This is a genomic window from Kocuria aegyptia, from assembly GCF_039530085.1.
In the GTDB taxonomy this organism is placed as follows: Bacteria; Actinomycetota; Actinomycetes; order Actinomycetales; family Micrococcaceae; genus Kocuria; species Kocuria aegyptia.
The window spans coordinates 104,089-125,688 of record NZ_BAAAOA010000015.1; the positions used below are offsets into that span (position 1 = coordinate 104,089).

20 protein-coding genes are annotated in these 21,600 nt (G+C 73.5%); all 20 read right to left on the reverse strand.

Annotated features, from left to right (window positions below; all coding sequences use genetic code 11):
• Positions 1–150: 150 nt before the first annotated feature.
• On the reverse strand, positions 151–1,053 hold the full coding sequence (gene pyrF / locus ABD220_RS06860; protein ID WP_344121007.1) for an orotidine-5'-phosphate decarboxylase: 903 nt from the start codon (positions 1,051–1,053) through the stop codon (positions 151–153).
• Positions 1,046–4,366, reverse strand: a complete 3,321-nt coding sequence (carB, locus tag ABD220_RS06865) for a carbamoyl-phosphate synthase large subunit (RefSeq protein WP_344121009.1) — start codon at positions 4,364–4,366, stop codon at positions 1,046–1,048. The genes pyrF and carB overlap by 8 nt, the downstream gene beginning before the upstream one ends.
• Before the next feature lies 1 nt (position 4,367).
• The gene (gene carA / locus ABD220_RS06870; RefSeq protein ID WP_344121011.1) at positions 4,368–5,624 is read right to left on the reverse strand and encodes a glutamine-hydrolyzing carbamoyl-phosphate synthase small subunit; all 1,257 of its coding nucleotides are present in this window, start codon (positions 5,622–5,624) and stop codon (positions 4,368–4,370) included.
• Positions 5,625–5,697: 73 nt separating this feature from the next.
• Positions 5,698–6,201, reverse strand: coding sequence for a PH-like domain-containing protein (locus ABD220_RS06875; RefSeq protein WP_344121013.1), 504 nt, complete (start codon positions 6,199–6,201; stop codon positions 5,698–5,700).
• A gap of 39 nt (positions 6,202–6,240) precedes the next feature.
• A complete protein-coding gene (locus ABD220_RS06880; protein ID WP_344121015.1) occupies positions 6,241–7,551 on the reverse strand; it encodes a dihydroorotase in 1,311 nt (436 codons plus the stop codon).
• A gap of 5 nt (positions 7,552–7,556) precedes the next feature.
• Positions 7,557–8,555 (reverse strand): aspartate carbamoyltransferase catalytic subunit, encoded by a 999-nt coding sequence (locus ABD220_RS06885; RefSeq protein ID WP_344121017.1) that lies wholly within the window; start codon positions 8,553–8,555, stop codon positions 7,557–7,559.
• Positions 8,552–9,175, reverse strand: a complete 624-nt coding sequence (pyrR, locus tag ABD220_RS06890) for a bifunctional pyr operon transcriptional regulator/uracil phosphoribosyltransferase PyrR (RefSeq protein WP_344121018.1) — start codon at positions 9,173–9,175, stop codon at positions 8,552–8,554. The genes ABD220_RS06885 and pyrR overlap by 4 nt, the downstream gene beginning before the upstream one ends.
• Positions 9,176–9,304: 129 nt before the next feature.
• Positions 9,305–10,096, reverse strand: a complete 792-nt coding sequence (locus ABD220_RS06895) for an ABC transporter permease (RefSeq protein WP_344121020.1) — start codon at positions 10,094–10,096, stop codon at positions 9,305–9,307.
• Entirely contained in the window at positions 10,086–11,018 is a 933-nt protein-coding gene (locus ABD220_RS06900; RefSeq protein WP_344121021.1) for an ABC transporter ATP-binding protein, read from the reverse strand. The genes ABD220_RS06895 and ABD220_RS06900 overlap by 11 nt, the downstream gene beginning before the upstream one ends.
• A gap of 72 nt (positions 11,019–11,090) precedes the next feature.
• Positions 11,091–11,501, reverse strand: coding sequence for a transcription antitermination factor NusB (nusB, locus tag ABD220_RS06905; protein WP_344121023.1), 411 nt, complete (start codon positions 11,499–11,501; stop codon positions 11,091–11,093).
• Complete coding sequence (gene efp, locus ABD220_RS06910) at positions 11,498–12,061, reverse strand: elongation factor P (protein ID WP_344121025.1); 564 nt, start codon at positions 12,059–12,061, stop codon at positions 11,498–11,500. Before efp ends, nusB begins: the two co-directional genes overlap by 4 nt.
• Before the next feature lie 75 nt (positions 12,062–12,136).
• Complete coding sequence (gene aroB, locus ABD220_RS06915; protein WP_344121027.1) at positions 12,137–13,252, reverse strand: 3-dehydroquinate synthase; 1,116 nt, start codon at positions 13,250–13,252, stop codon at positions 12,137–12,139.
• Positions 13,249–13,860 (reverse strand): shikimate kinase, encoded by a 612-nt coding sequence (locus ABD220_RS06920; protein ID WP_344121029.1) that lies wholly within the window; start codon positions 13,858–13,860, stop codon positions 13,249–13,251. Before ABD220_RS06920 ends, aroB begins: the two co-directional genes overlap by 4 nt.
• Positions 13,857–15,149, reverse strand: coding sequence for a chorismate synthase (gene aroC, locus ABD220_RS06925; RefSeq protein ID WP_344121031.1), 1,293 nt, complete (start codon positions 15,147–15,149; stop codon positions 13,857–13,859). The genes ABD220_RS06920 and aroC overlap by 4 nt, the downstream gene beginning before the upstream one ends.
• Before the next feature lie 63 nt (positions 15,150–15,212).
• Complete coding sequence (locus tag ABD220_RS06930; protein WP_344121032.1) at positions 15,213–16,127, reverse strand: shikimate dehydrogenase; 915 nt, start codon at positions 16,125–16,127, stop codon at positions 15,213–15,215.
• Complete coding sequence (locus ABD220_RS06935; protein ID WP_344121034.1) at positions 16,097–17,320, reverse strand: endolytic transglycosylase MltG; 1,224 nt, start codon at positions 17,318–17,320, stop codon at positions 16,097–16,099. The genes ABD220_RS06930 and ABD220_RS06935 overlap by 31 nt, the downstream gene beginning before the upstream one ends.
• On the reverse strand, positions 17,317–18,006 hold the full coding sequence (gene ruvX / locus ABD220_RS06940; RefSeq protein ID WP_344121036.1) for a Holliday junction resolvase RuvX: 690 nt from the start codon (positions 18,004–18,006) through the stop codon (positions 17,317–17,319). Before ruvX ends, ABD220_RS06935 begins: the two co-directional genes overlap by 4 nt.
• A complete protein-coding gene (gene alaS, locus ABD220_RS06945; protein WP_344121038.1) occupies positions 18,003–20,699 on the reverse strand; it encodes an alanine--tRNA ligase in 2,697 nt (898 codons plus the stop codon). The genes ruvX and alaS overlap by 4 nt, the downstream gene beginning before the upstream one ends.
• Positions 20,699–21,067 carry a hypothetical protein gene (locus ABD220_RS06950; protein ID WP_344121040.1) on the reverse strand — a complete coding sequence of 123 codons (369 nt, stop codon included), beginning with the start codon at positions 21,065–21,067 and terminating at the stop codon, positions 20,699–20,701. The genes alaS and ABD220_RS06950 overlap by 1 nt, the downstream gene beginning before the upstream one ends.
• A complete protein-coding gene (locus ABD220_RS06955) occupies positions 21,064–21,492 on the reverse strand; it encodes a DUF948 domain-containing protein (RefSeq protein WP_344121042.1) in 429 nt (142 codons plus the stop codon). Before ABD220_RS06955 ends, ABD220_RS06950 begins: the two co-directional genes overlap by 4 nt.
• Positions 21,493–21,600 lie beyond the last annotated feature (108 nt).

Below are 21,600 nucleotides of genomic sequence, written 5' to 3' on the forward strand. Positions count from 1 at the left end.
GCAGCCCCCGTCCCGCGAGAGGACGGACAGCCCGTTTGCTAAAGAAACTACATGAAGATCGATGCTTCGCAAGGCGACACGACCGTGGCGTGACCAGGGGTGTCGTCGCCGGGCGACCGGCCGGAGCGGGCCCGCCGACCCGTCCGGGGCTCAGCCCAGCGCGCCTGCCAGCTCCCCGGCGGAGCGGCGGACCGCCTCCCGCAGGGCCGCGGCGTCCGGCCCCCGGCGCAGGATCGCCCGGCTCGAGGCCGCGAGCACCTGCCCGCCCGCGGCGCCGAACACGGCCGGGAGCTCCTCGGCGCGGGCGCCCTGGGCGCCGTAGCCGGGGGCGAGCAACGGGCCGCGCACGGCCGTCAGGTCGATGCCGAGCTCGGTGAGGGCCCTGCCGACCGTGGCGCCCACCACGAGCCCGCAGGAGCCCAGGCCGGCCCGGGCGGCGGGCTGCCCCCCGGTTCCCGGGAACCGGGCGTTCTCGGCGGCGGCCGCGGCGCACACGGAGGCCGCCACCGACTCCCGGCCCCCGACGTGCTGGACGGAGCGGCCCTCGGGGTTGGAGGTGAGCGCCAGCACGAACGTCCCGCGGCCGGTGCGGGCCGCCAGGTCCAGGGCCGGGCGCAGCGACTCGAAGCCGAGGTAGGGGCTCAGGGTCACGGCGTCCGCCGCCAGCGGGGACTCCTCCCCCAGCCACGCGGCCGCGTAGGCCTCCATCGTGGAACCGATGTCCCCGCGCTTGGCGTCGGCGACCGTCAGCAGGCCCGCGGACCGCGCCTGCACGAACAGCTCCTCGAGCACGGCGAAGCCTGCGGCGCCGTAGGGCTCGTAGAGCGCCACCTGGGGCTTGAGCGCGGCGGCGTGCCCCGCGGCCGCCTCCAGGACCGTCAGCGTGAACCGCCGCAGGCCCTCGGCGGTGCGGGGCAGCCCCCACGCGTCCAGCAGCACGGGGTGCGGGTCGACGCCCACGCACAGCGGCCCGTGCTCGTCCATCGCCGCGCCCAGCCGCGACCCGAAGGGCGTGCGGCCGGGCGCGGGGGGCCGGGCGGGAACCTCAGGCACGGACGACCTCGGGCTCGTCCGCGCCGACGAGGGCCTCCAGGCGCTGCTCGTGCTCCTGCAGGCTCGTCACGTCCCACGAGTAGGCGCGCAGCGCGGTGACGGCCTGCAGGGCGGCGCCCAGCACGGAGACCGTGGTCATCAGGGGCACGCCCACGCTGGTCGCCGCCGCGCGGATCTCGTAGCCGTCGCCGCGGGCGGCGCCGCCGGCCGGGGTGTTGAAGATCAGGTCGATCTCCCCGTCCCCGATGAGGTCCACGATGGTCCGCTCGCCGGGGGCCGTCTCCCGGATCTTGCGGACCAGGGTGGACTCGATGCCGTTGCGGCGCAGCACGTCGGCGGTCCCGCCGGTGGCGAGGATCTCGAAGCCGAGGTCGCGGAACATCCGCACGTAGGCGATCGAGGAGCGCTTGTCCTTGTTGGCCACCGAGACGAACATCCGCCCGGACGTGGGCAGGGACACGTTCGCCGCGGCCTGTGCCTTGGCGAAGGCGGTGTCGAAGTACTTGTCCAAGCCCATGACCTCGCCGGTGGAGCGCATCTCCGGGCCGAGCAGGGAGTCGACCACGGCCCCCTCGGCGGTGCGGAACCGCGCGAAGGGCAGGACGGCCTCCTTCACGGCCACCGGGGCCGAGGCGGGCAGCGTGGACCCGTCGATCCGCTGGGGCAGGTGGCCCTGCGCCCGCAGCTCGGCGATGGTCGTGCCGGTGCCGATGAGCGCGGCGGCCTTGGCCAGCTGCACGCCCGTGGCCTTGGAGACGAACGGCACGGTGCGGGAGGCCCGCGGGTTCGCCTCGATGACGTAGAGGATGTCGGAGGCCACGGCGAACTGGATGTTGATGAGCCCGCACACGCCCACCCCGCGGGCGATGGCCAGGGTGGCCTCCCGCACGCGTTCGACCACGTCCGGGCCCAGGGTGATGGACGGCAGGGTGCACGCGGAGTCCCCGGAGTGGATGCCGGCCTCCTCGAGGTGCTCCATGACCCCGCCCACGTAGAGCTCCCGGCCGTCGTAGAGGGCGTCCACGTCGATCTCGATGGCGTCCTCGAGGAACTTGTCGATCAGCGCGGGCCGCGAGGCGGAGACCTCGGTGGCGTTCTGCAGGTAGCGGGCCAGGGCCGGCTCGTCGTAGACGATCTCCATGCCGCGGCCGCCGAGCACGTAGGAGGGGCGCACCAGCACCGGGTAGCCGATCTCGTCCGCGATCCGCTTGGCGCCCTCGAAGGTGGACGCCGTGCCGTTCTTCGGCTGGCGCAGACCGGCCTCGGCGAGCACGCGGGCGAACTCCCCGCGGTCCTCGGCGAGGTCGATGGCCTCCGGGGTGGTGCCGAGGATCGGCACGCCCGCGGCCTTGAGCTGGGCGGCGAGCTTCAGCGGGGTCTGCCCGCCCAGCTGCACGAAGACCCCCAGCAGCCCGCCCGTGCGCCGCTCCGCCTCGACGACCTCCATGACGTCCTCGAAGGTCAGCGGCTCGAAGTACAGCCGCGTGGAGATGTCGTAGTCGGTGGAGACGGTCTCCGGGTTGCAGTTGACCATGACGGTCTCGTACCCGGCCTCGCGCAGCACCATGGACGCGTGCACGCACGAGTAGTCGAACTCGATGCCCTGCCCGATCCGGTTCGGCCCCGACCCCAGGATCATGATCGAGGGCCGCTCGTGCCGGCCGACCTCGCTCTCCTCGTCGTAGGAGGAGTAGTGGTACGGGGTGAACGCCTCGAACTCCGCCGCGCACGTGTCGACGGTCTTGAACACGGGCCGGATGCCCAGGGCGTGGCGCACGCCGCGCACGACGTCCTCGGACAGGTGGGCGAGCTCGCCGATCTGCGCGTCGGAGAAGCCGTGCCGCTTGGCCAGGCGCAGGGTGCGGACCGTGAGGTCGGCGTCCTGGCGCACGACGTCGGAGACCTCGTTGAGCAGCACCAGCTGGTCGAGGAACCAGGGGTCGATGCCGGTGGCCTCGTAGAGCCGCTCCACGGACGCGCCCGCCAGCAGGGCCTGCTGGACCTGCCGGATCCGCTCCGTGGTGGGCGTCCGGGTGGCGTCGACGAGCCGCGTCAGGGCGTCGTCGTCGAGCTCGGGGCGCATGAAGGAGAAGCTGGAGTCCTTCTGCTCGAGGGAGCGCATGGCCTTCTGCAGCGCCTCCGTGAAGTTGCGCCCGATCGCCATGGCCTCGCCGACCGACTTCATGGTGGTGGTCAGCGTGGGGTCCGCGGCCGGGAACTTCTCGAACGCGAAGCGCGGGATCTTCACGACGACGTAGTCCAGCGTCGGCTCGAAGGAGGCGGGGGTCTTGCGGGTGATGTCGTTGGGGATCTCGTCGAGGGTGTAGCCCAGCGACAGCTTCGTGGCGATCTTGGCGATCGGGAAGCCGGTGGCCTTGGAGGCGAGGGCCGAGGAGCGGGAGACGCGCGGGTTCATCTCGATGACGACGACGCGGCCGGTGTCCGGCTCGATCGCGAACTGGATGTTGCACCCGCCGGTGTCGACGCCGACCTCGCGGATCACGGCGATCGCGATGTCCCGCAGGTTCTGGTACTCGCGGTCGGTCAGCGTCATGGCCGGGGCCACGGTGATGGAGTCGCCGGTGTGCACCCCCACGGCGTCGAAGTTCTCGATGGAGCACACGACCACGACGTTGTCGTGCTTGTCGCGCATCATCTCCAGCTCGTACTCCTTCCAGCCGAGGATGGACTCCTCGAGGAGCACCTCGGAGGTGGGGCTGTACTGGATGCCGGCGCCGGCGATGCGGTGCAGGTCCTCCTCGTCGTAGGCCATGCCCGAGCCCAGCCCGCCCATCGTGAAGGACGGGCGGACCACCATGGGGTAGCCCAGCTGCTCCGCGGCGGCCAGGGCCTCCGGCATGGAGTGCACGATGACGGAGCGGGCGGACTCCGCGCCGCAGCGCTCCACGACGCCCTTGAACTTCTCCCGGTCCTCGCCCAGGTTGATGGCCTCCACGTTGGCGCCGATCAGCTCCACCCCGTACTTCTCGAGCACGCCGTTGGCGTCGAGGGCGATCGCCGTGTTGAGCGCCGTCTGCCCGCCCAGGGTCGGCAGCACGGCGTCGGGCCGCTCCTTGGCGATGATCTTCTCCACCACCGCGGGGGTGATGGGCTCCACGTAGGTCGCGTCGGCGAACTCGGGGTCGGTCATGATGGTGGCCGGGTTGGAGTTCACGAGGATGACCCGCAGGCCCTCCTCCTTGAGCACCCGGAGGGCCTGGGTGCCCGAGTAGTCGAACTCCGCGGCCTGTCCGATGACGATCGGCCCGGAGCCGATGACCAGAACGCTGGTGAGATCTGTCCTGCGCGGCATGTCAGTTCTGCCCTTCTTCCTGTGCGTTCGGGGTGTCCTCGGCGCTCTGGGCGCCCTGGGCGCCGCCGGGGACGGCGTTGTCGACGGCCGGGTCGGCGCGGCCGTCCCGGTGGCTGTCCATCAGCTCGATGAACCGGCCGAAGAGATAGGAGGCGTCGTGCGGACCGGCGGCGGCCTCCGGGTGGTACTGCACCGAGAACGCGGGCAGGTCGAGGCAGTTGAGGCCCTCCACCACGTCGTCGTTGAGGCACACGTGGCTGACCTCGACGCGCCCGAACTCGCCCAGGGGCGCCTCGACCGGGCCGTCCAGGGGCGCGTCCACGGCGAAGCCGTGGTTGTGGGCGGTGATCTCCACGCGCCTGGTCCTGCGGTCCAGCACGGGCTGGTTGATCCCCCGGTGGCCGAAGACGAGCTTGTAGGTGCCGAAGCCCAGGGCCCGGCCCAGCAGCTGGTTGCCGAAGCAGATGCCGAAGAACGGGATGCCCGCGCGCAGCACCTCCCGCAGCGTCTCCACCTGCTGCTCGGCCGTGGCGGGGTCGCCGGGGCCGTTGGAGAAGAACACCCCGCGCGGGGCCAGGGCCCGGATCTGCTCGAACCCGGTGTCGGCCGGCACCACGTGCACGCGCACCCCGCGCTCGGCGAAGCGGTGCGGGGTCATCGACTTGATCCCGAGGTCCACCGCCACGAGCTCGTGCAGCACCTCGCCGGTCCAGCCGTGCTCGGCGGGCTCGACGACGTAGGCCTGCCGGATCGAGACGGTCTCGGCGAGTCGGCGCCCCTCCATCCGCTCGGCGGCGCCGACCTCGGCCAGGAGCTCGGCGTCGGGGCGCAGCGCGGCGTCCCCGGAGAAGATCCCGCCGCGCATCGCGCCGCGGTCCCGCAGGTGGCGGGTGATGGCCCGGGTGTCGACGTCCTGGATGCCGACGACGCCCTGCGCCGCCAGCTGCTCGTCGAGGGTGCCCTCGGAGCGCCAGTTGGACGGGCGGCGGGCGGCGTCGCGCACGACGTAGCCGGACACCCAGATCCGCCGGGACTCGGCGTCGGCGGCGTTGACGCCGGTGTTGCCGATGTGCGGGGCGGTCTGCACGACGAGCTGGCCCGCGTAGGACGGGTCGGTGATGGTCTCCTGGTAGCCGGTCATGCCGGTGGAGAACACGGCCTCGCCGAGGGCGGTGCCGCGCGCGCCGTAGGCGCGGCCGCGGAAGACGCGGCCGTCCTCCAGGACGAGCACGGCGGGGTCGGTGGTGATCGAGCTCAAGGGTCGTCCTCACGTTCGGTCAGATCAGATCTGTGGGTCGGGAAGGCGGGGCGGCGGCGGGTGCCGCCGGAGGTCAGGAGTGCGGTGCCGGGGCGATCGCCTCCACGGCGGCGAGGAGGCGCTGCTTGTCCTCGGCCCGCTGGGTGCGGAAGCCGGTGTCCACCACGGTGGAGCCCAGCTTCCAGGTGAGCACGGCGAGCCCGTCCTTCTCCACGAACTTGCCGACCATGCCGGAGCTGGTGCCCACGGCCACGAGGTCCGCGGCGGGGACGAACAGCGCCGGGGCGCCCTGCCGGTCGAGGAGCACGCCGTCGTCGAGGACCAGGGCCGTCGCCCGGGCGCGGACGCCCAGCCCGTGGGCGGCGATCCGCTCGAGGGGGGCACCGGTCTCCGTGGTGCTCACGTACATGCCCGGCACCACGAGCCGGGGCTCGCGCTCCTCGATCCCCGCCGGCGGCGCGGGCGGCGCGGCGATTCCGGACTGGCGTCGCACGCGCGTGGTCCAGCCCCGGCGGAGCAGGGCGAAGAGCACGGCCAGGATGAGGACCGTGACGAGCACGGTGGTGAGCTGGTCCATGGGACGGGGGCCTCCGGGCGGTGGAAGGGGTCGGCGCGGTCAGGCGGTCGGGGCGGGGGTGTTGAGCGCCCCGTCGAGCACGGTGGGGTGGCCGCGGAAGAAGGTGGCGCGGACAGCGCCGGGCAGCTCCATGCCGCGGTAGGGGCTGTTGCGGCCCTTGGACGCGTGCCGGGCGGGGTCCACCACGGTGGTCGCGGCCGGGTCCCACAGGGTGATGTTCGCGGGCTCGCCCTCCTCGAGCGGCCGGCCCTGGCTGCTCAGGCGCCCGATCCGGGCGGGGGTCGCCGAGGTGATCCGGGCGACGTCCCGCCAGGTCAGCAGGCCGGTGTCGACGAGGCTCAGCTGCACCACGGACAGGGCGGTCTCCAGCCCGGTCATCCCGTTGGCCGCGCAGGCCCACTCGCACTCCTTGTCCTCGGCCGGGTGCGGGGCGTGGTCGGTGCCGATCACGTCGATGGTGCCGTCGGCCAGCGCCTCGCGCAGGGCGTGCACGTCCTCGTCCGTGCGCAGCGGCGGGTTGACCTTGTACACCGGGTCGAAGCTGCGGACCCGCTCGTCGGTGAGCAGCAGGTGGTGCGGGGTGGCCTCGGCGGTGACGTCGATGCCCCGTTGCTTGGCCCAGCGCACGATGTCCACGGAGCCCCTGGTGGAGAGGTGGCAGATGTGCACGCGGGAGCCCACGTGCTCGGCGAGCAGCACGTCGCGGGCGATGATGGCCTCCTCCGCGACGGCGGGCCAGCCCGTCAGCCCGAGCTCTGCCGACACGGAGCCCTCGTTCATCTGGGCGCCCTCCGTCAGCCGGGGCTCCTGGGCGTGCTGGGCCACGACGCCGTCGAAGCCCTTGACGTACTCGAGGGCCCGGCGCATGAGCACCGGGTCGTGCACGCACATGCCGTCGTCGGAGAACATCCGCACGCCGGCGCGGGACTCGGCCATCGCCATGATCTCGGACAGCCGCTCGCCCTTCAGGCCCACGGTGACCGCGCCCACGGGCCGCACGTCGACCCAGCCCGCCGAGCGGCCCAGCTCGTGCACCTGCTCCACGACGCCGGCCGTGTCCGCCACGGGGTCCGAGTTGGCCATGGCGAAGACCGCGGTGTAGCCGCCGAGCGCGGCGGCCCGGGTGCCGGTCTCGACGGTCTCGGCGTCCTCCCGGCCCGGCTCGCGCAGGTGCGTGTGGATGTCCACGAGCCCGGGCAGCGCCACGAGCCCGGTGGCGTCGAGGACGCGGGCGTCGCCCGCCGTCGCGGCGAGGTCGGGGCCGATGCGCCGGATGACGCCCTCCTCGACGAGGATGTCGGCGGTCTGCTCGCCGAGCAGCCGGGCGCCCTGGATGAGGTACGAGGTCACGGGGTTCAGCGCTCCTGGGGGTGCGGGGTGGAGGTGGGGTCGAGGTCGTCGCCGGACAGCAGCAGGTAGAGCACCGACATCCGCACGGAGACGCCGTTGCGCACCTGGTCCAGGACCGTGGATCGCGGGGAGTCCGCCGCGGCCGAGGAGATCTCCAGGCCGCGGTTCATGGGTCCCGGGTGCATGATGGCCGTGCTCGCCCCGGCGTCGTCGAGGGCGGCGACCCGCTCGGGCGTCAGCCCCCACTCCCGGGCGTACTCCTGGGCGGTGGGGAAGAACGCGGCGTGCATCCGCTCCCGCTGCACGCGCAGCATCATCACGGCGTCCGGGGCGGGCCGCAGCGCCTCGTCGAGGGAGAACACCACCCGGCACGGCCAGTCCGCGATGCCGACCGGCAGCAGGGTCGGCGGGGCCACGAACGTCACGCGGGCGCCCAGGGTGGTGAACAGCCACAGGTCGGAGCGGGCCACCCGGGAGTGCAGGACGTCGCCGACGATCACCACGTGCATGCCCTCGAGGTCGAGCCCGCGGGTGCTGTCGCGGCCCTCGGTGCGGGCGCGGTGCTGGCGCAGGGTCATGGCGTCGAGCAGGGCCTGCGTGGGGTGCTCGTGGGTGCCGTCGCCGGCGTTGACCACGGCGGCGTCGATCCAGTCGGACTCGGCCAGCTGCTGCGGGGAGCCGGAGGCCGAGTGCCGGATCACCACGGCGTCGGCGCTCATCGCCGCGAGGGTCTGGGCGGTGTCCTTGAGGGACTCGCCCTTCGAGACCGAGGATCCCTTCGCGGAGAAGTTGAGGACGTCCGCGGACAGGCGCTTGGCGGCCGTCTCGAAGGAGATGCGGGTGCGGGTCGAGTCCTCGAAGAAGAGGTTGACCACGGTGCGGCCGCGCAGCGCGGGGAGCTTCTTGACGGAGCGCTGGCCCACCGCGGCCATCTGGTCGGCGGTGTCCAGGACCGTCAGGGCGGCGTCGTAGGTGAGGTCCTTCGTGGACAGCAGGTGCCTCACGCGCCGGCTCCCGGCGCGCTGGTCTCGATGACCACGCAGTCGGCGTTCTCGGCGGGGCGCGGCTCCGGATCGGTCTCGGCCAGCCGGACCCGGACCTTTTCCTGGGAGGAGGTGGGCAGGTTCTTGCCCACGTGGTCGGCGCGGATGGGCAGCTCCCGGTGGCCTCGGTCCACGAGCACGGCGAGGCGGACCACGCGGGGGCGCCCGACGTCCACGAGGGCGTCGAGGGCGGCGCGCACGGTGCGCCCGGAGTACAGCACGTCGTCGACGAGGACCACGGTGCGCCCGTCGATGCCCTGCACGGGGATGCGGGTCGGCCGGGGGGCGCGGGCGGGGTTCCTGCGCAGGTCGTCGCGGAACATCGTGACGTCGAGCTGGCCGAGGCTCGCGGCGGCGTCGAAGCCGGTGTCGGTCGCGGCGATCTTGGCGGCGATCCGCTGCGCCAGCGGATAGCCGCGGCGCGGGATGCCGAGCAGGACGAGGTCCGAGCTGCCCTTGTTGGCCTCGAGGATCTCGTGGGCGATGCGCGTCAGGGCGCGGTCGATGTCGGCTGCCGAGAGGATGACGCGCGCGGCCGCGGGTCCCGTCGCGGGACCGGCCGTGGAGGTGTCGTCAGTCATGGGTGCCGCCTCCTTCCCCGCCTCACAGGACGGACTTAAAGGTTGCTTGCTCGCCCCAAACTAGCACAGCGGCCGTCCCCCTCGGGCCGGACGTGATCTGCGCCTCTCCCGGCGACCCCCCCCTCCGGGCTAGGCGCTGTGGTCGGCCCGCTCCCACCAGGCGGCGGTGGCCGCGGCCGAGCCGAGGGCGACGAGCACGACGCCGGGGATCCCGGCCGGGCCGGCGTCCTGGGCACCCGGGCCGGCGGTGCCGGCGAGCAGGGCGGGCACGGCCCAGGGGAACCACGCGCCGTGCCCGACGGCCGCGAGCACCTGGGCGACGAGGACCGTGAGGAACAGGACCGCCACGCCGGGCAGGTAGCCCCGGCCCACGCTCGCGGCCAGCCCGTAGGACGCGGCCAGGCCCGCCGTCAGCAGCCCGGTGCCGAGGACGCCCCCGGCGCCGCGCACGGCCGCGCCGGCGGACCAGCCGGGCAGCCCGAGGGCCGCGCCGAGCACGAGCACGAGCGCGACGAGGAGCACGGTGAGCGCGACGCACCAGGCGAGCAGCAGCAGCAGCTTGGCCAGGACCACGGCGGTGCGCGAGGTGGGCAGGGCCAGCAGGTCGGTCGCAGTCCGGTCGGAGAACTCCCGCCCGAAGAGCCAGATCGCGGCGGTCCCGAAGATGATCAGCCCGCCCACCGCGACGGTCTGCGCGGTGAGGGAGAAGTATCCCGGCCAGTCCGCGGTGCCGCCGGTGAGCTGCGCCTTGGCGCCGAGCAGGCCCAGGGACCGGGCGCGCCCGACGTCCTGCAGCACGAACATGAAGAACGCCCCGACGGCACCCGCGAGGGCGATGGCCCCGGCGGTGGCCCACGGCACGCGGGAGCGGCGCAGCTTCAGCGCCTCCGCCCGGACGGCGGCCGCCAGCTCACCGGGCACCGGAGCGCTCCTCCGGGTGCCCCGCGCCCACCAGGCGCAGGAAGTGGGCCTCGAGGTCCTCCCGGATCACCGCCAGGCCGGTGGGCGGCACGCCGCCGTGCACGAGGGCGGTGGCCACGGCGTCGGGCCGGTCCGTGGCCCGGGCGTCCTGGAGCACGACCGCCCCGGGCCCGCGGTGCGCCGCGAAGCCGGCGGCGGCCAGGACCCGCACCGCACGGTCGTCGTCGCGCGTGGTGAGCTCCAGGTGGCGGCGGACCCGGTCGGGCAGGGCGGCCGTGGCGAACTCGTCGAGCAGCCGGCCGCGGTGCAGGACCCCGATCCGGGTGGCGACGCGGGCGACCTCGCCGAGGATGTGGCTGGAGAGCAGCACCGCGGTGCCCTGCTCGCGGGCGAGGCGCTCGAGCAGGGTGCGGACCTCCACGACACCGGCCGGGTCCAGGCCGTTGACCGGCTCGTCCAGGACCAGCAGGGACGGGCGGTGCAGCATGGCCCGGGCCAGCGCCAGCCGCTGCAGGTTGCCCTGGGACAGGACGCGGGCGCGGCGGTCGGCGTGCTCCCGCAGCCCGAACAGCTCCACGGCGTCCTGCACCGCGGTCGGCGAGCCCAGCCGGCGCAGCCGGCGGGCGACCTCCAGGTTCTCGCGCACGGTCAGCTCCGGGTAGGCGGAGGCGGCCTCCACGAGATAGCCGACCTCCGCCCGGACCGACCGGTCGCCGAGCCCGCGGCCGAGGACCGTGACCGAGCCGGCCGAGGGCCGGACCATGCCGAGGACCGTCCGCAGCACCGTGGTCTTCCCGGCGCCGTTGAGCCCCAGGAGCGCGTAGAGCTGCCCCGGGCGCACCTCGAAGCTGACCCGGTCGACCGCGCGCAGGGTCCCGTAGTTTTTCGACACGCCCTGCAGGCGCAGCGCGGGAGCCGTCATGCGCACCTCCCCGGAACGGACGGTAGTGGTCCCGGCATGGTAGCGCTCCGGGCGGGGTTCCGGGTGGGGCGCTCAGCCGAGCAGGGTCGGCTTCATCTGCTGCAGCCGGCCCAGCAGGCCGTTGACGAAGCGCGGGGAGTCGTCCCCCGCGAGCTCCTTGGCGAGGTTCACCGCCTCGGCCACGGCGACCCCGTCCGGGACGTCGTCGTTGAACAGCAGCTCCCAGGCCCCCACGCGCAGCACGTTGCGGTCCACGGCCGGCATCCGCTCGAGGGTCCAGCCCTGGGAGTACGTCTCGAGGTACTCGTCGAGCTCACCGCGGCGCATCGTGACCCCGAGCACGAGCTCCTCGGCGTACGGGGAGACGAGCGAGTCGCTGTGCACCCGGCGCCGCTCCATGACCTCGCGGGCGTCCTCGGCGCGCTGCTCGGCCTCGAAGAGGATCTCCACGGCGCGCCGGCGCGCCTTGCCCCGGGCGCTCACTCGTTGACGCGGCCCAGGTAGTCACCCGTGCGGGTGTCGACCTTGACCTTCGTGCCCTGCTCGAGGAACAGCGGCACCTGGATCTGGTAGCCGGTCTCCACGGTGGCGGGCTTGGTGCCGCCGGTGGAGCGGTCGCCCTGCAGGCCCGGCTCGGTGTAGGTGATCTCGAGGACCACGGAGGCGGGCAGCTCGATGTAGAGCGGCGCGCCCTCGTGCATCGCGATGGTCGCGTTGATGTTCTCGAGCATGAAGTTGGCGGCGTCGCCCACCACCTCACCGGGGACGGTGATCTGGTCGTAGTTCTTGTTGTCCATGAAGACGTAGTCGGCGCCGTCCTGGTACAGGTACTGGTACTCGCTGCGGTCCACCGTGGCGGTCTCGATCTTCGCGCCGGCGTTGAAGGTCTTGTCGACGACCTTCCCGGAGGTGATGTTGCGCATCTTGGTGCGCACGAACGCCCCGCCCTTGCCCGGCTTGACGTGCTGGAACTCGATGACGTTCCAGAGGTTGCCCTCCAGCTTCAGGACGGTGCCGTTCTTGATGTCGTTGGTGGTAGCCACAGGTTCTCTCTCTGGTTGTCGGCGAAGTCGGCGGGTCGGCGCGGACAGGGGTGTCGTCCCGGGCCGCGGACCAGTCTAGCTGGGCGCGCCCTCGGCGATCTCCTGGTAGGTCGCGAAGAGGATCGCGGGGTCGGGGACCTCGAGGATCCGCGGCCGGGCCACGGCGTCCAGCACCACGAAGCGCAGCAGGTTGCCGCGGGTCTTCTTGTCCCGCTTCATGACCTCCAGCAGCCGCGGCCACTGGTCCCACCGGTACGTGGTCGGCAGACCCAGGGAGGTGAGGACGCTGCGGTGGCGCTCGACGACGTCGTCGGCCAGGTTCCCGGCGGTGCGGGCGAGCTCCGCGGCGAAGACCATCCCCACGGCGACCGCCGCGCCGTGGCGCCACTGGTAGCGCTCGTTGTGCTCGATCGCGTGGCCGAGGGTGTGCCCGTAGTTGAGCATCTCGCGGCGGCCGGCCTCGCGCAGGTCGCCGGAGACGACCTCGGCCTTCACCCGGACGCTGCGCTCCACGAGCTCGCGCACCACGGCGGACTGGGAGTCGCGCACCGCCTCCGGGTTCTCCTCGATCAGCTCGAGGATCCGCTCGTCGGCGATGAAGCCGCACTTGACGACCTCCGCCATGCCGGTGAGCAGCTCGTTCTCGGGCAGCGTCCGCAGCGTGTCGAGGTCGCACAGCACGGCCGCGGGCGGGTGGAAGGCGCCCACGAGGTTCTTGCCCTCGGCGGTGTTGATCCCGGTCTTTCCGCCCACGGCGGCGTCGACCATGCCGAGCAGGGTGGTGGGCACGTGCACCACGCGCACACCGCGCAGCCAGGTCGCGGCCACGAAGCCCGCGAGGTCGGAGACCGCTCCCCCGCCCACGGAGACGACGGCGTCGGAGCGGGTGAAGTCGTTCTGCCCGAGGACCTGCCAGCAGAAGGACGCCACCTGGACGTGCTTGCCCTCCTCGGCGTCCGGGATCTCGGCGGTGAACGCCTGGTAGCCCTGGCCGCGCAGCTCCTCCATGACCACGTCGCCGGTGTTGCGCAGCGCCCGCGGGTGGATGACGAGCACCCGCTGGACCCGGTCCCCGAGCACGCGCGGGACCTCGCCGAGCAGCCCGTGGCCCACGAGCACGTCGTAGTTCTCGGCCGGGCGGTCCCCGGTGACGGGGATGGTCGTGACGGTGCGGGGAGCGGGCTCGCTCATGCCTGGGCCTCCTGGCTGCTGTCGGTGGTGCCGGCGGCGCTGCGCGGGGAGCGCAGCCGGACGAGTGCCGCCTCGAGGTCGGCGCCGATCTCGGCGACGGGCCGGTTGCCCCGTCCGTCGAGGGTGATGTCGGCGAGCTCCTCGTAGCAGGCGCGCCGGGAGTCGTAGAGTTCCTGCCAGCGCCGCTCCGGGTCCGGTTGGAGCATCGGGCGGGTCCGGTTGCCGCTGATCCGCGGCAGCACGGTCTCGGTGTCCACCTCGAGGTAGGCGACGACCTCGTGGCGCAGCAGCTCCCGGGTGGACGGGGTCATGGGGGCGCCGCCGCCCACGGAGAAGATCGCGTTGGCGTGGTCGGGGTCCCGGAGGATCTCGGCGACGGTGTCCGCCTCGAGGTCGCGGAAGTACTTCTCGCCGTGCTCCGCGAAGATCCCCGAGATCACCCCGTAGCGGGAGACGATCACCTGGTCCGCGTCCACGAAGTCGTAGCCGTAGAACTTGGACATGTGCAGGGCCAGGAAGGACTTGCCGGCGGCCATGGGCCCGATCAGCACCACGGGCCGCTGCGGGACCGCGGCGGCGTCGGCCGGGGCGGGGAACTGCGCGTTCATGCCTGGCCCTCCCCGGTCTCGGCGGGGGCCACGAGGGGATCGCCCATGTGGTCCTCGCGGGCCGCGGCGGCCCCGTCCTCGAACGTCCCGAGCTCGCCGGCGGAGTGCAGGGACGCCGGGATCGAGGCGAGGTAGGCGTCCTTGTTGCGCGCGGTCTCGGTGATCGAGTCCCCGCCGAACTTCTCCGTCACGGCGTCGGCGAGCACGAGGGCCACCATCGCCTCGGCGACCACGCCGGCGGCGGGCACGGCGCAGACGTCCGAGCGCTGGTGGTGGGCGCGGGCGGCCTCGCCGGTGGCGACGTCGACGGTGCGCAGGGCCTTCGGCACGGTGGCGATGGGCTTCATGGCCGCGCGCACCCGCAGGACGTCCCCGATGGACATGCCGCCCTCGATCCCGCCGGCCCGGTTGCTGACGCGGCGCACGGCGCCGTCGGCGCCCCGGGAGATCTCGTCGTGGGCCTCGGATCCGGGGCGGGCGGCGGTCAGGAAGCCGTCCCCGACCTCGACGCCCTTGATCGCCTGGATGCCCATGAGGGCCCCGGCCAGGCGGGAGTCCAGCCGGCGGTCCCAGTGCACGTAGGAGCCGAGCCCCGGCGGCAGCCCGTAGGCGAGGACCTCGACGACGCCGCCGAGGGTCTCCCCGTCCTTGTGGGCGGCGTCCACCGCCGCCACCATCGACTCCGCCGTGGCGGGGTCGAAGCAGCGCAGGGGGTCGGCGTCGAGCGCGGGGACGTCGGTGGGCAGCGGGCGCGGGGCGTCCACCGGGGCGCTGACGGCGCCCACGGCGGTCGTGTGGGAGACGAGGTGCACGCCCACGGCCTCGAGGATCCTGGCGGCGACGGCGCCGAGGGCCACGCGCGTGGCGGTCTCGCGGGCGCTGGCCCGTTCCAGCACGGGCCGGGCCTCGTCGAAGCCGTACTTCTGCATGCCGGTGAGGTCCGCGTGGCCGGGGCGGGGGCGGGTCAGGGGGGCGTTGCGGGCGCGGCCCGCGAGCACCTCCGGGTCCACGGGGTCCGCGGACATCACCTCGCGCCACTTGGGCCACTCGGTGTTGGCGATCTCGATCGCCACCGGACCGCCCTGGGTCACGCCGTGGCGCACGCCCCCGAGGAGGCGCACCTGGTCCTGCTCGAACTTCATCCGCGCGCCGCGGCCGTAGCCGAGCCGGCGGCGGGCCAGGGCGTCGCGGACGTCCTGGCTGGTCAGGCTCACGCCCGCCGGGACGCCTTCGATGATCCCGACGAGCGCCTCGCCGTGTGACTCGCCGGCCGTGAGCCAACGCAACATAACAACTCTTTCCGTTCGGGGTCTCGGCGGCAGGGCCACGAGGGGCCCGGCCGCCGTCAGGTCTCAGGTGCGGGGCGGGGACGGGGCAGCGCGGACGGGGCGCCCCACGGCCGCGCACATCGCGGCGACCACGTCCTGCTCGCGGGGCAGGGGTGCGCCGGGATCGCGGCCGGTGAAGAGCCGGATCTGGTCCACCGCCTGGAAGATCAGCATATCGAGTCCGGGGGCCACCGCTCCCCCGGCCCGGGACCAGGCGCCGGCGATCGCCGACGGCCACGGGTCGTAGGCGGCGTCGAGGAGGACGCCCGTGGTCACAGGGGCACCGGCGGCCAGCTGCGCCGCCAGCTCGTCCGCGCCGTGGGGCGGGAGGGTCGAGACGACCACGTCGTGCCCGGCCAGGAGATCCGGCGCCTCGTCCCAGGCCCGCAGCCGCACGGGGATCCCGAGCCGGCGCCCCGCCTCGACCGCGCGCCCGGCGCGGGAGGCGGCGCGCACGAACACCTCCACGGAGGCGGCCCCGAGCAGCTGCGCGGCGGCGACGGCGGCCGTGGCCGTGCCTCCCCCGCCGAGGACGGCGGCCCGGGGGGCGGCCGGCACCGTGCCCGCGGCGAGCACCGCACCCACGATGCCGCTGACGTCGGTGTTGTGACCCAGCACCGTGCCGTCCGGGCGGAAGAGCAGGGTGTTGACCGCGCCCACCGCCTCCCCGAGCGCCGTCAGCTCGTCGGAGCACGCGGCGGCGACCGACTTCAGGGGCATGGTCACCGACAGCCCGCGCCAGGCCGGGTCGCCCCGGCGGGCGTCGACGAACGGCGGGAGCTGCTCCTCGACCAGGTCGTGGGCGTCGTAGTGCACGTCCTCGCCCAGTACCGCGTAGGCGGCGCGGTGCAGGTCCGGGGACCTCGAGTGGCCGATGGGGTGGCCCACCACGGCGGCGCGGCCGGGGCTCACCCGCACCGGCCCTCGTTCTCGCTGCACCACTGGTTGTACTCCTCGACGTACTCGAGGTGCTCGGCGTAGGTCTCGGCGAACTTCGTCTCGCCCGTGTCGAGGTCCACGGTCACCCAGAAGTAGTAGTCGTTGTCCTGCGGGTCGGCGGCCGCCACGATGGCGGCGTCGCCCGGGGAGCCGATCGGGCCGACCGGCAGACCCGGGTTGGCGAAGGTGTTGTACCGGTTGGACTTGTCGCGGCGCTCCTCGTCCGAGAAGTCGTAGCTCTTGCGGTCGAGGCCGTACGTCACGGACGCGTCCGACTGGATGAACCCGGAGGTCTCGCCGTCGGGGTTGTCGAGGCGGTTCTGGATCGCGCCGGCCACCACGTCGTAGTGCTCGGGCTGGACCTCGAACTCGATGATCGAGCCGATGGTGAGCACCTCGAAGATCTCGTCCTCCTCGGTGATGCCGTTGTCGTCGAGGGTCGCCCGGGTGCTGTCCACCATGGTCTGCAGGATCTGCTCCGCCGAGGCGTCCAGCGGGAACCGGTACTCGCCCGGGTGCAGCCAGCCCTCGAGGGTGGGGAAGCGGTCGGGGATCCCGAACGTTGCCGTGTCCTCCCGGTAGGCCTCGAACTCGGAGACGGGGATGCCGGTGGACTTGCTGAGGACCCCGAACACGTCGGACATGCGCAGGGTCCGGTTGACCGCCGCGTAGTGGGTGGCCTCGTCCTCCTCCATGAGCGCGGCGACGGCGGCTTCCGAGCTCATCTCCGTGCGCAGCTCGTACTCGCCCGGTTGGATGAACTTCTCGGCGTGGTCCTCCTGGTAGGTCTCGATGAACGTCTCGGCGTCCGCCACGATCCCCTGCGACTCGAGGGCCACGGCGACCTGACCGGTGGTGGCGCCGTCGGCCACGGAGAAGGGCACGGGGTCCTTGCCGTCGCCGCGGTAGTCGCGGACCTCGAACCACCGGAAGGTGGAGGCGAGCACGGACACGGTGATCAGGGCGGCGAGCAGGAACAGGGCGATGGCCGTGGTCAGGGACACCCGGCCGCGGCGCCGGCGCCGCTCGACCTGCTCGGGCGTGAGCTCCTCGTGCTCGAAGACGCCGCGCAGGCCCGAGGAGGGCTCCCGCGACGACGGGGCGTCCAGCAGGCTGCCCAGACCGCCGCCGGACGACTCGTGGGGCGCCTCGGCTCGGCGGGGCGCCGACTGGTCGTACGGATCGTCGCTCACGAATGCTCTCCGTCCGGATCGGTGGTCGTCAACGGTGCCGTCCGCGCCCGGTCGGGCGCTCCGGCGGTGTCCTCGGCGGTGTCCTCGGCCGTGCTCCCGGCTCCGGTGGACGGTTCCCCGCGGTGGGCCACGACGGGACCCTGCCCGTCGTGGTCATCCCCATTATGCGCGACAGGGGAATCAGCGGCGCCGGGGACCGGCGGGTCCACCGGCGCGCCGGGCTCCGCGCCGGTGGCCTTGGCCCGGTCCACGGCGCTCTGCAGGATGGTGGCCGCGGCCACCTGGTCGACCTTGTCCATGTGGTCGCGCCGGGAGACCCCGGCCTCCAGCAGCGCCCGGTGGGCGTCCACCGTGCTGAGGCGCTCGTCGACCAGTCGCACCGGCACGTCGTCGCGGCCCTTGGCGCGCAGCCGCCGCACGAGGGCCTCCGCGTAGTCCCGGGCCATCGCGGTCGAGGCGTTCTCGCCGCCGTCGAGGCTGCGGGGCAGGCCGACGTAGACGGCGACGACGTCGTGCTCCTGGACCAGCCCGGCCAGCAGCTTCACGTCGAAGCCCTTCCGGGGGTCCCGCCGCAGCGTGGTGAGCGGCGTGGCGAGGATGCCGTCGGGGTCGCACAGGGCCACCCCGACGCGGACGAGGCCGACGTCGACCCCCATCCGGCGCCCCCGGGCGTAGGCGTCGCTCACGCGGCGGCGCCGCCCGTCGCCCGGGCGATGTCGGCCAGCACCGCGTCCAGGGCGGCTCCGGTCCGGGCGGGGTCCTGCCCGCCGCCCTGGGCGATGTCGTCCTTGCCGCCGCCGCCGCCGCCGAGGACCTTGGCCGCGGAGCGCACGAGCCGGCCGGCCTGCACCCCGGCGTCGCGGGCTGTCTCGGTGGTGGCCACGAGCACGAGGGGACGACCCTTGGCCGTGCCCGTGACGGCGACGACGAAGGGCTCCGCCGCCATCCGGCCGCGCAGGTCGAGGGCGAGGGAGCGGACGTCGTCGGCCCCGGAGACCTCGCCCATGTCGTGGGTCAGGGCCTTGACGGTGCCGACCTGACGGACCCCGTCGAGCAGCGAGCCGGCCTGCGCCTGGAGCTTCTCCCGGCGCAGGACCGCAAGCTCCTTCTCGGCCGACTTCAGCTTCTCGAGGGTGCCGGCCAGGCGTTCGGGCAGCTCCGCGGAGGACTGCGCCTTGAGCATGCCGGTGAGCTGGTGCACGAGGGTCCGCTCGGCGGCGAGGTGCCGGAACGAGTCCAGACCCACGAGCGCCTCGACGCGGCGGTTGCCCGAGCCCACGGACTGCTCGGTGAGCAGGGTGAGCGAGCCGATCTGGGCGGTGCCGCCCACGTGCGTGCCGCCGCACAGCTCCCGGGACCAGGGTCCGTTCAGTTCCACCACGCGCACCCGGTCCCCGTACTTCTCGCCGAACAGGGACATGGCGCCCATGGCCTTCGCCTCGGCGAGGGCCATCTCATGGGTCACGACCTCGTGGTTCGCGTGGATCGCCGCGTTGGAGACCTCCTCGATCTCCTGGCGCTGGGCCTCGGCGAGCCCCTCGCCCCACGCGAAGTCGAAGCGCAGGTACCCCTCCTTGTTGAAGGAGCCGCGCTGGACGGCCTCGGGGCCCAGGACGTCGTGCAGGGCGGCGTGGACGATGTGGGTGCCGGTGTGGGCGGCCTCGGCGGCCCGCCGCCGGGCGACGTCCACCTGGGCGAGCACCGTGGCCCCGGAGAGGGCCTCTCCCTCGCGCACGACCGCCTGGTGCACGGACAGTCCCTTCACGGGCTGCTGGACGTCGGTGACCTCGAGCACGAAGCCGTCGCCGCTGATCGTGCCCCGGTCGGCGGCCTGGCCGCCGGCCTCGGCGTAGAACGGCGTCTCGTCGAGGACGACCTCGACGTGCGCCCCCGCCGGGGCGGCCGGGACGCTCACGCCGTCCTGCAGCAGGGCGCGCAGCACCGTCTCCTGGCCGAGCCGGGTGTAGCCGGTGAACACCGAGCCACCCTCGTCGACGAGCCGGCGGAACACCGAGAGGTCGGCGTGGGCGCCCTTCTTGGCGCGGGCGTCCTGCTGCGCGCGGCGGCGCTGCTCCTCCATGAGGCCGCGGAACGCCGTCTCGTCGACCGCGACCCCGGCCTCGGCGGCCATCTCGAGGGTGAGGTCGATGGGAAAGCCGTAGGTGTCGTGGAGGGCGAAGGCCTCCGCGCCGGAGACGGCCTGTCCCTGCCGCCGGGCGCCGGCCACGGCCTCGTTGAGCCGGCTGGTCCCCGACTCGATGGTCTTCAGGAACGCCCGCTCCTCGGCGTAGGCGATCCGGGAGATCCGTTCGAAATCCTCGGCCACGTAGGGGTAGACGCCGCGCATGGCGTCCCGGGAGGCGGGCAGCAGCACGGGCAGGCACGGCTCCGTGACGCCCATCAGGCGCATCGCCCGGATCGCGCGGCGCAGCAGGCGGCGCAGGATGTACCCGCGGCCCTCGTTGGACGGGCTCACGCCGTCCGCGATGAGCATCAGCGAGGAGCGGACGTGGTCGGCGACCACGCGCATCCGCACGTCGTCGTCGTAGCCCTCCTCCCCGGGCTTCTCGGAGCCGTGGTACCGCTTCCCGGAGAGCTCGGCCGCCTTGTCGAGGACGGGGCGGACCTGGTCGGTCTCGTAGAAGTTCTCGACGCCCTGCAGCAGCATGGCCAGGCGCTCCACGCCCAGGCCGGTGTCGATGTTCTGCTCCGGCAGGTCGCCCAGGATCTCGTAGTCCTTGCCCGAGCCCTCGCCGCGCTGGTACTGCATGAAGACGAGGTTCCAGATCTCGATGTACCGGTCGTCGTCGACCGCCGGACCGCCCTCCCGGCCGTACCGGGGGCCGCGGTCGTAGAAGATCTCGGAGTCGGGTCCCGCCGGGCCGGGCTGGCCGGTGTCCCAGTAGTTCTCGTCCCGGCCCATCCGCTGGATCCGCTCGGCGGGCACGCCCACCGTGTCCTTCCAGAGCGTGTAGGACTCCTCGTCGCCCTCGTAGACGGTCACCCAGAGCCGCTCGGGGTCGAGCCCGAAGCCGCCTTTCTCGAGCGGGCTGGTGAGCAGCTCCCAGGCCATGGGGATGGCCCGCTCCTTGAAGTAGTCGCCGAAGGAGAAGTTTCCGGCCATCTGGAAGAACGTGCCGTGCCGGGCGGTCTTGCCCACCTCGTCGATGTCGAGGGTGCGGATGCACTTCTGGATGGACGTGGCGCGCCGGTAGGGGGCGGTCTCCTGGCCGAGGAAGTACGGGATGAACGGGACCATGCCGGCGATCGTGAACATGGCACCGGGCTGGGAGGAGATCAGCGAGGCGGAGGGCACCACGGTGTGGCCCTGGCCTTCGAAGTAGTCCAGCCAGCGCTTGGTGATTTCCTGAGACAGCATTACCGGTGCTTTCCTTCGCGTTCGGTCGAGGGGTCGGTGGGGTCCGCGGCCTCGGCCGCGTGGGGGGCGGCGGTGCCGTCGAGCACCGGCGGGGCGGCGCCGCGGCCCGTCAGCCGGGTGGCAGGCGGGCGTGGCGCGGCCACGCCGAAGGATTCGCGCAGTTCCGCCTCGCGCTCGTCCATGCCCGCGCGCACGGTGGCCGCGAAGCGGTAGAGCCGGGAGCGCCAGTCCCCGGCGCGGGGGGTGCGCCCGGCGCCGGAGGTGCCGGGCACGGAGAGGTCCTGGCCGGGCTTCCGGGCGAGACGGGTGGCGGCGGCGCCGAGCACGCCGCCGGCGGCCACGAGGGCGAGCCTGCCCCAGAAGCTCATGGCCGGTCCTCCCCCGGGGCGCCGGGGACCTGCTCGCCGGCGGCCCCGAAGTGGTCGGCCCGGTGGGAGCCCTCCGGAGCGGTGTCGCCCGTGAACGCCCGGCGCACGCCGTGCGAGAAGGCGGCGACCTTGATCAGCGGCTGGCCCACGGTGGAGGCCACCAGGGAGGACAGCGCGGAGACGTTCGCGGAGGCGTCGGAGACGTTGGTCGTGATGCCGTCCACCTTCTCGAGCTGCGAGTTGGTGGTCGAGACGGTGCGGGTGACCTCGTCGATGAGGGGGACGGTCTCGTTGTTGAGCGAGCGGATCGTCAGCCGCAGCTCGTCGAAGACCTTGCCGAGCTTGAGGATCGGCACCGCGAGCAGGAGGACCAGCACGGCGAACACCCCCGCGGCGAGCAGTCCTGCGATTTCTCCACCGGTCATGGGGCGGCGCGCTCCTTGCTGGTCGGGTCGAGGGGGCCGGGGCGGGGCCGCCCGGGCGTGCGGGGACGGGCACCGGCGCGGTGCCCGGGGATCAACTGTACCGAACGG

Bases quoted from the DNA above. Each gene is read 5' to 3' on its own strand.
- ABD220_RS06920 (WP_344121029.1), bottom strand. From the start codon at position 13,860: ATGAACGCGCAGTTCCCCGCCCCGGCCGACGCCGCCGCGGTCCCGCAG.
- ABD220_RS06950 (WP_344121040.1), bottom strand. From the start codon at position 21,067: ATGAGCTTCTGGGGCAGGCTCGCCCTCGTGGCCGCCGGCGGCGTGCTC.
- aroB (WP_344121027.1), bottom strand. From the start codon at position 13,252: ATGAGCGAGCCCGCTCCCCGCACCGTCACGACCATCCCCGTCACCGGG.
- aroC (WP_344121031.1), bottom strand. From the start codon at position 15,149: ATGTTGCGTTGGCTCACGGCCGGCGAGTCACACGGCGAGGCGCTCGTC.
- ABD220_RS06875 (WP_344121013.1), bottom strand. From the start codon at position 6,201: ATGGACCAGCTCACCACCGTGCTCGTCACGGTCCTCATCCTGGCCGTG.
- ABD220_RS06955 (WP_344121042.1), bottom strand. From the start codon at position 21,492: ATGACCGGTGGAGAAATCGCAGGACTGCTCGCCGCGGGGGTGTTCGCC.
- ABD220_RS06900 (WP_344121021.1), bottom strand. From the start codon at position 11,018: ATGACGGCTCCCGCGCTGCGCCTGCAGGGCGTGTCGAAAAACTACGGG.
- alaS (WP_344121038.1), bottom strand. From the start codon at position 20,699: ATGCTGTCTCAGGAAATCACCAAGCGCTGGCTGGACTACTTCGAAGGC.
- carB (WP_344121009.1), bottom strand. From the start codon at position 4,366: ATGCCGCGCAGGACAGATCTCACCAGCGTTCTGGTCATCGGCTCCGGG.
- pyrR (WP_344121018.1), bottom strand. From the start codon at position 9,175: ATGACTGACGACACCTCCACGGCCGGTCCCGCGACGGGACCCGCGGCC.